This is a genomic window from Bacillus sp. JJ722, from assembly GCF_036963345.1.
Taxonomy (GTDB): Bacteria; Bacillota; Bacilli; order Bacillales; family DSM-1321; genus Bacillus_AD.
Genome location: NZ_JBALMO010000130.1, coordinates 9738 through 21717, shown reverse-complemented (window position 1 = coordinate 21717; position 11980 = coordinate 9738). Strand labels below are relative to the sequence as shown.

Sequence of the window (11980 nt, the reverse complement as noted above, 5' to 3'; positions counted from 1 at the left end):
GCCAACCTCCATGTATATTATAGCATTTTATTTTCACCTTAATATAAATATAAGATTGAAGACTGTAGTACCACAGTTAAGGTAATTAGTTATTTTATGAGAAAAGCAATCTTATTTATAGTATGACCTTAATTATTGTTTGATTGTGTTAAACTAATTGTATAATTTGAAAAGGAGGAAAAAATCAATGATTATTGCAACAACTCCAACATTAGAAGGTTATAAAATAGTTGAATATTGTGGTGTCGGGACTTCTCAAGCAATCATGGGTGCCAATATCGGACGAGATTTCTTAGCTGGTTTAACAGATATGTTTGGTGGTCGCTCTGGCCAATATGAAGGAAAAATTGAAGAAGCTTCTAATACTGCATTAGAAGAATTAAAAGAAAAAGCAGCATCACAAGGTGCAAATGCAATCGTCGGTATTGACTTTGATTTCGGTGCAGTAGGTGCTAGCGAAAGCATGATGCTATGCGTTGTGAGCGGTACATTTGTAAGAGTTGAACAACAATAAGAAGGAATTACTTGTATAAGAAAAGCTCAGTTCAATTCTGAACTGAGTTTTCTTAATTGAAGTTCAATTATTTTTGTAACTACATGTTAACGATGGACTAGCTTTATAACTTAAGAACTCTTTGTTTAAATTATGGGCTTTAATATACTCTTCGTAATATTCTTTAAGAGGTTCGCCATGTTTGATTAATCGTTGTAAGTGCTTCGCTATTCCAACTTTTTCACTCTTCATTACTCCAAGGCCCTTCTCCAATTGATAGTTATAGTAAAATACTTCGATACCAACTAAGTCAGCTGGTTTATTTCCATTTCTTATGTGCCGCTTAATCTTCTCTTCTCTTCTTTCAATAACATCTAAATAGACTATAAGATGACTTTTATAATCTTCTTTACGCAATGTACCTTTTTGGTGAGATGTAATGAAATAGCTGGCATCAACTTCTAACGTTCGCTTTGCTGATGCAATAAAGCTATCAATATCACTGTCTCTGTCACTATAATAAGGTCCAAATGAAGTTAAATCGATATCACCAATCAACAGAATACCTTGGTCAACAATATAAGGACAACAAAATCCCTCTGTATGTCCTGGAGTATGAATCATTATTACATCTTGTCCTGACATATGAATGGGCTCATTGTATTCATACACATCCGAAACCTGTAATGTTCGATTGATTTGAATATCCAGTAATTGTTCCTTTTGTTTTCGTTCTTGATTCCACCAATCCATCCCATTATTAATAGCTAGTATCGCCTCTGACTTCGCAATATCTTCGAGATTTGAGATTTTCTTGTAATCAAATTGATTAATATACGTTTTGGCTGCTTTAAAAAAATGCGCCCCCCACATATGATCTAAATGATGATGCGTAAGATAAATTTCCTTAACACTATGTTCTTTTTTTATATGATCGAACGCCACGTAACCTGAACCACAGTCAAGCATTGTAGAATGTTCATCGCCTTTAATGACTATGGACGTAGAAAATGGCACACGACTTTTATTCTCACCAATTATTACCTCAACAGGACCAATCTTTTCGTATTTCATATTTCTTCATCCTTTTCTCTTGTTAATAGCTTTCTATACATTCCTCCAATGCAAATTTTGTGCCATTAACCACTTCTATAAAACAAAGGTTTTGTTATAATAAATCGATTATATTTTGCGATTAATCGGACAAGTTGTTTTGTTTCAAGACAACTTCTATGTAAGATCTTTAGATTATTTTCATAAATTTCTATTTCATTTTTTGAAACAACTTCCTATCCATTTAAACTGTAAAAATAGGATGGAAACAACTAGCTTGTTATCCATCCTACTCTTGAACATATATCATTATTTTTCCACTTCAAATTTCGCGCTTACTTTTACTTCTCCTATTTCATTAACTGCAACCGCTTCACAAATCCAGCGTGTTTCTGTTTCGTCCACAATCTTTCCTTTGACTGTTACTCTTTCACCTGGTCTTGTCATTGCACGAAAACGAACTGAAAATTTGGCAAGTTGATCAATTGCAAACCATGTTCCAATTGCTTGGCCAATAAAACCCATGATTAACATACCATGTGCGATAACGCCACCAATCCCTGCTTTAATAGCCTCGTGTTCAACGGAATGAATAACGTTAAAGTCACCAGAAGCTCCAGAATAACGTACAAGTTGTGTATGAGTTACTTCTTCTTTTTGCAAAGGCTTTAATTGAGTTCCGATTTCCATAATCATTCCTCCTAATGTCTTTCAATAATTGTGGAGCGAGCTATTAAAACCAGCTTATCCTCTTGATTTACATATTCTTTCTTTACAACCATCATGTTCATAGTACCTTTTGTATAGGCATCCTCTACAACACCTGTTACGGTAATTTCATCTCCTGGTCTAATCTTTCCAAGATATTCATATTCTTGTTCACCATGAAGAACTTTTAACATATTTAAACCCAAAGCAGCACCATTCGAAACTTTACTTCCCCAAAACTCAATGACAGTCGGGAAAGTTGGCAATAAAGATGTACCATCTTGATAGTCTGGATGCGGATCACCAATTGCCTTAGCAAGCTCAAGATTTTTTCCCTGTTCTACCTTAAATGTAAATGTTTCTAGCTTCATTCCAATTTTATCTTCTAGTTTAGGAGACATACTACGCCTCCTTCTATTTGAAAATTCAGTCTTTAATGCATCTTTGTATTGATTTTGTGTATTTTTTCCTAACTTTACATATTCTGATTATACATACAAGATCAACACTTAAATTCCAACGTATGCTCGCCTAGTGCTGGCGGAGAGATTAATTCTTCTAGTTTTTCTTCACCCATACCATATTTGGTAGACATATAGCGGAGATGATTTTGTTCAACAATCATCCCTCGACCATGATAAGTTGGATGAGAATATAATTCACTCGTTTCAAGAACTGGTGTTAAACAGCAATCAACTTCTTTTGAAAACTGTTCCCATTCCGCTAACGTACGATTAGCAAATAAATCTTTTACTTCAAGAAAAACAGGATTTTCATCATTAGCTAATGAAAAATGTGCCGATAACCAATCTTCACGATTGACATTCTTACAAAAATTGCTCCAAAACTTAGGTTCCAACGCTCCTAAACCTACATATCTATTGTCTTTCGTTTTATAAATACCATAACAAATGTGTTTACTATTAACTCTTGGTATGCCATGCTGGTCCCCTGTTAAGCTTTCAATCATCACATGATTAGACATAAGCGATAACAATGAATCTGTTATCGAAATGTCAATAAAAGCACCTTCACCTGTACTTCCTCGTCTTACTAAGGCAGCTAAAATTCTTTCTGTAGCTGTTATTCCACCAACAAAATCCGCAATGGTTGTACTAGGTAAGATAGGTTGACCATTTTGATCTTTAAATTGGGCAAGTACCCCACTCAATGATAAATAGTTAATATCATGACCACCTAAATGACTTATACTACCGCTTTGTCCGTAACCTGTAACGGAACAATAGATAATGTCTTTTTTGCATTGAAGTGCTTGTTCGTATCCAATACCTAGGCGATTCATAACGCCTGGGCGAAAGCCTTCAATGACTACATCAGCAGTGCCTATTAAGTCTAATGCAGCTTGTTGATCTGCCTTTTCTTTTAAATTTAATACCATACTTTTTTTATCACGATTTTGGGCTTGAAAAACAAAACCAATACCATGTTCGCTTGATGATGCACGAGAAGGATCACCTGATGGAGATTCTACTTTTATCACTTCAGCCCCCATATCCGCAAGCCGTAAAGTAGCATGAGGTCCTGGAAGGTACTGAGTGAAATCAATAATTCGAATTCCATTCAACATTTTACATGCTTCCTTTCTAATTATATTTTAAATTCCCCACCCTAGAAGTAGGAAAGCCCTTACATTCCTAATTGTTTTGCAATTATGACCTTCATAATTTCATTTGTACCTGCAAAAATCGGCGCTACTGCAATATCACGGTATCGTCTAGCAATCTTATATTCTTCCATATATCCATATCCGCCATGAAGTTGCACACAGTCCGCTGAAATTCGTCTCGCCATGTCAGAAATCCACCACTTTGCCATCGATACTTCTGTTACGATATCTTGCCCTTCCATATGTTTTTCAAGAAGATCATTCACAAACGTACGCCCTAGTTGAACTTGTGTAGCTATTTCCGCAATTTTAAATTGAGTATTCTGAAATTTACTGATGGACTTTCCGAATGCTTGACGCTCTTTCACATATTGAAGTGTTAAATTTAGCATATCTTCAGCAGACACTTGTGCACCAAGAGCCGCTAATAATCTCTCTTGTTGAAGCTTTTCCATTAAATACACAAAACCTTTTCCTTCTTCACCTAATAAATTAGCAGCTGGAACACGAACATCCTCAAAGACTAATTCCGATGTATCTTGACTGTGCATACCGATTTTATCTAGTTTACGCCCTCTTGAGAAACCTTCCATTCCTCTTTCAACAAGTAATAGACTTACACCTTTGTGTGCTGGTACCGCTTTTGGATCAGTTTTACAAGCGACAATTACTAAATCAGCTTGAATACCATTTGAAATAAATGTTTTTTGTCCATTCAAAATATAATGATCGCCATCTTTAATCGCTGTCGTCGTGATTCCAGCTAAATCAGATCCTGTACCTGGTTCAGTCATACCAACAGCAGTAATGATTTCTCCACTCACACAGCCTGGCAGGTACTTTTTCTTTTGTTCCTCTGTTCCATAAGAGCTAATATAAGGAACAATAATATTACTATGTACAGTAACGCCCCCTAATCCTGCCCCTACTCTACCCAACTCTTCATTCATAATTGCTGCAAATCCAAAATCTACGCCCATACCACCATATTCTTCGTCTACCCATGGGCAAATGAAACCTTGTTTCCCCATCTTCTCCCAGAAAGAACGTGGAACCATGCGCTCTTGTTCCCATTGATCAAAAAATGGTTCTGCTTCTTTCTCCAAAAATTTTCTTAATGATTCACGGAACATTTTATGCTCTTCCGAGTAATACGAACTACTTGAATTTTGAGTATTCAATACAGATAATGCTACCATTTTAATTCCTCCTAGATTTATATTGCTTGTACTCTTTTCTATTACTCACTTAGACGATTGGAGCATAAGGAAAAACATCCCCTGTTTTAGCTAAAGGTGTGAATTCTGTTTTTAATGATTCCATTGCATGCTCTCCAATTGAATCTACTGTCCAGCCTTCTGCACTGGAAATGGTCCTAACAGGTCGAGGTTGAGAGAATAAAATAATTTCTTTTCCACGAACACCGAATATTTGTCCAGTTATATGTGATGATGCATCACTTCCTAAATAACCAATTAAAGGTGCAATATGCTCTGGAGACATTTGTTTAACTTTTTCAACGCGTTGCTTTTGAGCTTCTGTTTCAGTTGGCATAGTACCAATTAAGCGACTCCAAGCAAATGGTGCAATTGCATTAGCTCTTACATTAAATCGTTCCATATCCATAGCAGTGGATTTTGTTAAGCCCACAATTCCAAGTTTGGCAGCAGCATAATTTGCTTGTCCTACATTTCCGATTAAGCCAGATGTTGAAGTGATGTTTATGAAACTACCACTCTTTTGTTCTTTAAAATAAGGTACCGCTGCTCTAGTAACATTAAAAGAACCTTTTAAATGAACAGCAATGATACTATCCCATTCTTCTTCAGTCATTTTATAGAGAATACGATCTCTTAATATCCCCGCATTATTTACAACTATATCTACTTGACCGAACGTATCAATAGCTGTTTGAACAATGTTTTCAGCACTCTTCATTTCCGAAACCGAATCATAGTTGGCAACCACTTCGCCGCCTTGTTGTTTAATCTCGTTCACTACTTCATCAGCAACTTTGTTATCTTGTCCTCCTCCTGCCGTACCACTACCTAAATCATTTACTACTACTTTAGCTCCTTCACTCGCCAATAATATTGCAGTCGCTCTACCAATTCCTCTACCTGCACCTGTTACGATCGCTACTTTTCCTTCAAGACTTCTCATAATTACCCTCCATACTAGAATTTATTAGTAACTTAAGGTCAAACCTTAGCTATACTTTGCTTAATTGCAATAAATGTGCCATCAATTAAACTACTTAAAGAAAAATGTTTGAAACACGTTAAATCATGCTTTAGAATTTTTTATAAAAACAGATATCCCATTGTAAAATTGATTTAATAATAAACCTAGTGTGTTTTTAACCAAACAGTGTATTTTTAAAAACACACTTTTAGTTTTTTAGAAAAAACACATCTATACATGATTCTTCTCTTGCTCAATTAGCGCGGTTCTAAGTACTTTCCCTACAGCGGTTTTTGGCAGTTCGCTTCTAAATTCAAAATGAGTTGGTACTTTGTAGCGTGTTAATCTTTCTTTACACCAATCTTTCAATTCCTCAATAGTCACTGAGGTCTTATCTTTCAGCACTACGGCAGCTTTCACTGTCTCACCACGATAAGCGTCAGGAATTCCATATACACAAACTTCTTTAATAGTAGGATGTTGAAATAAAACTTCCTCGATTTCTTTCGGATAAATATTAAATCCACCGGCAATAATCATGTCCTTCTTCCTACCAACAATGTAGAAATAACCGTCCTCATCCATTACGGCAAGATCGCCAGTATATAGCCAACCATCACGAATCGTTGCTATCGTTTCTGCTTCATTCTTCCAATAACCCTTCATCACTTGAGGACCCTTAACAATAATTTCCCCAGGCTGCCCTATAGGTACATCTACTTCACCCGTTTCTGAATCTACAATGCGACAATCCGTACTTGGTGCAGGTATTCCAATGCTCTTTAATTTTCTAACCCCACTAGATGGGTTTCTATGAGTAAAGGCTGTTGCTTCTGACAAACCGTAGCCTTCAATAATAGGGTTCCCTGTTTTTGCTTCTAAATCTTTCATTACCTTCATTGAGAGAGGAGCTGAACCACTTCCACAGTATTTAAAGCCTTTCAAGTCATCTTCATTTACATCCGGATAATTTAGCAAGGCAATGTACATTGTTGGCGAACCTATAAATACGGTAGGTCGTAACTTTCGTATAATATTTAACACAGCACTCACTTCAAAACGCCTTATCAAAATTAATGTAGCTCCACTGGATAGTGCTTGATTCATATGCGTCAATCCCATTCCATGGAACAATGGCGAGATGCCAAGAACACGTTCACCAGGCTGTTCATATGTACCAACATGACAAGAAATACCTTGCTTTAAATTCCAAAGCACATTATGATGTGTTATCATTACTCCTTTCGATTTTCCAGTTGTTCCACCGGTATATTGTAAAATTGATAAATCTTCCTCTAAATCAATCTCGATCGAGGGTGCATTGCTAGTTCCTTTTTGCAACCATGCATAGAAAGAACTCTCTTTCGTTTTACCATCAATAAAAATAGCCGTTACTTTGTCTAAGTAATTTATTTGTTCTAGCTTCTTCTTTTGTTCTTGATAACTAATAAACCAAGTCGCTTCAGAATCTTCTAGCGTATGTTTAACTTCCATTGGTTGATACATTGGATTCACTTGAACAACAATACCTCCTAAACGCTGGATGGCATAATATGAAATAACGTATTCCACACAATTAGGAAGCATTAATGCTATACGATCCCCTTTTCTAAATCCTGATTGATATAGTGCTGAAGCAAGACGATCTGTTGCTTTTTTTAATTCTGAATAACTAGTTTCTTTATCATTCTCAATAATAGCGATATGTGTGGGATATAATTGTGCTGATTGATGTAAAATTTCATACACACTCCTGTACGTAGGTGGAGATATTTCATACGGAACTTGTTTTGGATAAAACTTGTGCCAAGGTCTGTTCATTTTTTTCCTCCTCTTGTTAAAAAAATGAAAAATTCTTATCCACCATCAATAATGCAAGAAGCATTCCAAATCTATAATTCTCAAAAAAGGATGATTAATAGGGATCATTAATGATAATTTCCTACGAAAGAAATAAGTGTTGTTTTTTAAAAAACACAATTGTATGATAATTAAAACGCTTACATATATTCGAATACCTTTGTGTGTTTTTTTCAATACAGTAAAGTGATACTTAATAAGGAGTGAAAGTATGCAAATAAAAAGTTCATTTACATACACTGTAAAAGATTTTATGACCTATAATGTTTCCACACTAAATAATACGAATACCTTATACGATGCTTTAGTTATATTTCAAAAAGACAAATCAAAAATTATCCCAGTCGTCAACGAGGAAGAAAAAATCATTGGAATTATGACCATATCAACTTTTCTAAATACACTGAAAGAAAAAGTACCAATTGATGAGAGTATTATGCCTTATATCGTAAGACCTGTCATAACAGTTTACGAGAATGATCGTTTGTATGGATTAAAACAAGTCTTTTTGAAGCATAAAATTGGCCAGGTAATTGTCGTCTCAGAAGAAAATCATTTTAAAGGCATTCTAGATTCCGCTAGTATTATAAACTTTTATAGAACGAAATCTGACTCTCTAACAAACTCATTAGAAACTCTTATTAAGTATATGCCAACCGGTATTCTTGCTTTAGACCGGAATGGTACCATTGTTGTTAGTAATCAGGCTGCTGAACAAATGTGTAACATGCCAAGTAAACTAATCTTTGGAAGCCATATTTCTGAGGTATTACCACAATTAAAACAAATGTTAACAACAGTCGATTACCGAACAGATGCTTCTCCTCTTCTCAAAATTACACTAGGTGAAAAAAAACTTCTTATTACTGCAAAATCACTTACGGATGAAACACAATACTGGGGAGGCATAATCCTCATTGAAGATTTAACAAATTATGAGCAAATAGCAAACGAGCTTGAAATAACAAAAAATTTAGAGCGTACACTCAAAACTGTTGTCGATAATGCGTATGACGGCCTACTATTAATAGATAAAAAAGGTAAAATCGAAATGGTTAACACATCTGCATCGGAAATAGTAAACCAAGATGAAAACACCTTAATCGGTCAGCCTGTAAATGATTTCTTCCCGGATATCAAACTAGAAGAAGCTCTCTCTATGGATTTGCAATCGGCAAAAATAGAAGCAATTGTTGTAAATAAGCGCAGATGTCTCATTAAGAAAATTCCTATCTTCAGACAAACAGTAGCAGTAGGAGCATTAGCACAAATTATTTATAAAGATCTTAGTAAATGGAAACATGTGATTTCTCGATTAGACACGTTAGAGAAGGAAAATTCCTATTATCGAGGCGAGCTCTCAAAACTTGGTGGGACACCTTTCGATTTAGATGATATTCTCACTAAAAACAAAGAAATGGAACGTATAAAAAAATTAGCGCGACAGTCCTCAGCAAGTATTTCAAATGTACTCATTTTAGGTGAAAGTGGCACAGGAAAAGAACTATTTGCACGTGGCATACATACAGCATCGCATCGGACAGGTAGTTTTATTAAAGTAAATTGTGCCGCTATCCCAAGTGAACTTTGGGAATCTGAATTTTTCGGCTATGATGATGGAGCATTTACAGGGGCAAAGCGGGGTGGAAAACCTGGCAAATTTGAACTAGCCAATAACGGAACAATCTTTTTAGATGAGATTGGAGATATGCCGCTTTCTATGCAAGTCAAATTACTTCGCGTTTTGCAAGAAAGAGAATTCGAGCGAGTTGGTGGAACAAAAACCATTCGTGTTAATGTTAGAGTCGTTGCCGCAACTAATAAAGATTTAAACCAATTAATTGCCAATAATGAATTTAGAGAAGATTTATTTTATCGTTTGAATGTTATCGTTATTAATATACCACCGCTGCGAAAACGAAAAGAAGATCTTCCGCTTCTTACTTCATCTATAACTAAGAAATTTAGTCATTTGCTAGGTTTAGAGAATGTGAAAATCAATTATACTGCTCTGATGCTATTGACCTCTTACGATTGGCCTGGAAATGTCAGAGAGCTTGAAAATGTTATTGAACGAGCGATGAATTGTATAAATAGTGATATTATTGACGTTGAGCACCTGCCAGAACATATACAAAGAATCGCACAATTTAAATCCGAAGCAAAAACCTCATCAGATAACTCACCTATAGAAATCCAATTATCCGACCAATCCGTATTAGAATCCTATAAAAATAACTTACTTATCGCAGAAAAAGAAGCCATTATCAATGCTCTTAAACAGACAGGCGGAAACCGTACTGCAGCGGCCAAACTATTAGAAATGAGCCGATCACAGTTTTACCAAAAACTAAAAAGAATGAATTGATAATGAAAAAGGACTGTTAATTAGCTATTATAATGCTGGTAACAGTCCTTTTAATTACAAAGTTTATTTCGCTATTAGTTCATCCGTATTTACATCTTCTAGTTTAGATTGCTTCTTTTTCAATACCTTATCTGGATTTGCAAATAGAAGCATTAATATTGCAGCCACACATATAAATGCCGCCATAATTAGTATGCCGTAATCATATCCTAGTATTTTATCACTCCCACCTAATTCAAGCATTTTGCCTGTTACGATTGGAGATACTATTCCACCCATTGTTGCAAATCCTGCGAACAGACCGAGCATTAATGCGGAACGCTCTGGAGCGAGCTTTACCGCTATAACCGATCCTATTACCATTCCTGAGTTTAGCATTCCTTTAGCTAAGCATATAGCAATAATCACCCAAACAACTCCACGAATTTCTGTAATAGAGTAGTATAAAACTCCACCAGTGAACACAGCAAGTGCTGTTACTAAAATACGGGCTTTATGGAAGCTAGCGGTTTTCTTAAACACATAATCTGATATTGTTGAAATGATGATTGCAACAATCCCTCCTGCGAGACCAAGTAAAGCAATTACATAACTCATCTGTGACGGGGAAAGTGAAATCGCTTCCATTAGGAATGACGGCAACCATGTTTGTCCCCAAGCTACTTGCCAATATGAAGCAAAGCCAACAAAAATGGTGAAAATAAACGTTATTGAAAACATACTAATTAATGCTACTTTTAGTTTCGCAGTTGGTTGGCCAACTGTCCTACTCTTTAATCGATCTGTTTCAGGATCCACACTTACTTCTGGACGTTCCTTACCTAACCAGAGCCATAGAAGAACCCAAACTAAGCTTACGAGTCCTAATGATCCAAAAGCATTTCTCCATCCGAAATTTCCAATAAGAAAAACTAACACTGGAGCACTAACAAATCCCCCTAAAGTTGCTCCAAAAGCAAAAATAGAAGTAGCCAATCCGCGATTTTTTGGTGCAAACCAGTAATTTAATTGTGTGATAGCCGTCGCATAAAATGGGCCTTCAAAGATTCCTAGCAATATTCGATAAATAATAAGCATTGTTAAATCGTGGATAAAAAAAGCACCAAACTGAAGCGCTGTCCATGAAAAAGCCATTACGGTAAACATTCTTTTTGTTCCAAATTTATCTGTTAACATACTTCCAAAGATATTAGATATAAAGAATGACCAGAAAAAACTACTTCCTACAATGCCCCACTGTAAGGGGGACAGACCGAATTCTTTAGATATACTAACTGCCGCATATCCTGCAATAGATTTATCTGCAAAATTAACAATGTACAATGAAAACATAAAAGCTAGGATTCCCCAACGCACTTACTAACCACTCCTTTTCTATTGAACATACTTCGGAGAAAAGTCAAATTTGGGTTCTAAAGAATCAACACGGATGAATCATAAATAGATTACTCCCAACCTTAACAGCTTCATCCAACCTACTACATCCTCAGTCTAATTTCCCTCCTCTACTTATCTAAAAATGCTCACAACTTCCTTTTTATAAACTCCTTTGTTAACGGTTACAAAAAGTTGTGTTACTAGTATATATGCAATTATTATGCCAACAACTAAGACCAGGTAGTAAAAGCGAAATTGTTGAAATTTTAACTCTAATTCAGTTTTTTTGCACAAAATTGTGCTGTAAAAA

10 protein-coding genes are annotated in these 11980 nt (G+C 35.6%); 2 read left to right on the top strand and 8 right to left on the bottom strand.

The window, feature by feature from the left end; all coding sequences use genetic code 11:
- The first annotated feature begins 187 nt into the window (after window positions 1-187).
- The gene (locus V7014_RS16225) at window positions 188-514 is read left to right on the top strand and encodes a heavy metal-binding domain-containing protein (RefSeq protein ID WP_335508477.1); all 327 of its coding nucleotides are present in this window, start codon (window positions 188-190) and stop codon (window positions 512-514) included.
- A 63-nt stretch (window positions 515-577) separates the two neighbouring features.
- Here V7014_RS16225 and V7014_RS16220 read toward each other — a convergent pair whose 3' ends face one another.
- From V7014_RS16220 to V7014_RS16190, 7 genes are all read right to left on the bottom strand, one after another.
- Window positions 578-1567 carry an MBL fold metallo-hydrolase gene (locus tag V7014_RS16220; RefSeq protein WP_335508476.1) on the bottom strand — a complete coding sequence of 330 codons (990 nt, stop codon included), beginning with the start codon at window positions 1565-1567 and terminating at the stop codon, window positions 578-580.
- A 288-nt stretch (window positions 1568-1855) separates the two neighbouring features.
- Window positions 1856-2236 (bottom strand): MaoC/PaaZ C-terminal domain-containing protein, encoded by a 381-nt coding sequence (locus V7014_RS16215; RefSeq protein ID WP_335508475.1) that lies wholly within the window; start codon window positions 2234-2236, stop codon window positions 1856-1858.
- Window positions 2237-2247: 11 nt separating this feature from the next.
- Window positions 2248-2655 (bottom strand): FAS1-like dehydratase domain-containing protein, encoded by a 408-nt coding sequence (locus tag V7014_RS16210; protein WP_335508474.1) that lies wholly within the window; start codon window positions 2653-2655, stop codon window positions 2248-2250.
- A 101-nt stretch (window positions 2656-2756) separates the two neighbouring features.
- Window positions 2757-3842 carry a CaiB/BaiF CoA transferase family protein gene (locus V7014_RS16205; protein ID WP_335508473.1) on the bottom strand — a complete coding sequence of 362 codons (1086 nt, stop codon included), beginning with the start codon at window positions 3840-3842 and terminating at the stop codon, window positions 2757-2759.
- A 59-nt stretch (window positions 3843-3901) separates the two neighbouring features.
- Complete coding sequence (locus tag V7014_RS16200; protein WP_335508472.1) at window positions 3902-5080, bottom strand: acyl-CoA dehydrogenase family protein; 1179 nt, start codon at window positions 5078-5080, stop codon at window positions 3902-3904.
- 49 nt (window positions 5081-5129) lie between these two features.
- Window positions 5130-6044 carry an SDR family NAD(P)-dependent oxidoreductase gene (locus tag V7014_RS16195; protein ID WP_335508471.1) on the bottom strand — a complete coding sequence of 305 codons (915 nt, stop codon included), beginning with the start codon at window positions 6042-6044 and terminating at the stop codon, window positions 5130-5132.
- Window positions 6045-6296: 252 nt separating this feature from the next.
- Window positions 6297-7886 carry a long-chain-fatty-acid--CoA ligase gene (locus V7014_RS16190; protein ID WP_335508470.1) on the bottom strand — a complete coding sequence of 530 codons (1590 nt, stop codon included), beginning with the start codon at window positions 7884-7886 and terminating at the stop codon, window positions 6297-6299.
- Between the two features lie 250 nt (window positions 7887-8136).
- On the opposite strand from V7014_RS16190, the gene V7014_RS16185 reads away from it, so the two are divergent.
- The gene (locus tag V7014_RS16185; protein WP_335508469.1) at window positions 8137-10293 is read left to right on the top strand and encodes a sigma 54-interacting transcriptional regulator; all 2157 of its coding nucleotides are present in this window, start codon (window positions 8137-8139) and stop codon (window positions 10291-10293) included.
- A 63-nt stretch (window positions 10294-10356) separates the two neighbouring features.
- On the opposite strand, the gene V7014_RS16180 is transcribed toward V7014_RS16185, so the two are convergent.
- Window positions 10357-11649: an MFS transporter gene (locus tag V7014_RS16180; protein ID WP_335508468.1), complete on the bottom strand. Its 1293-nt coding sequence runs from the start codon at window positions 11647-11649 to the stop codon at window positions 10357-10359.
- Window positions 11650-11980 lie beyond the last annotated feature (331 nt).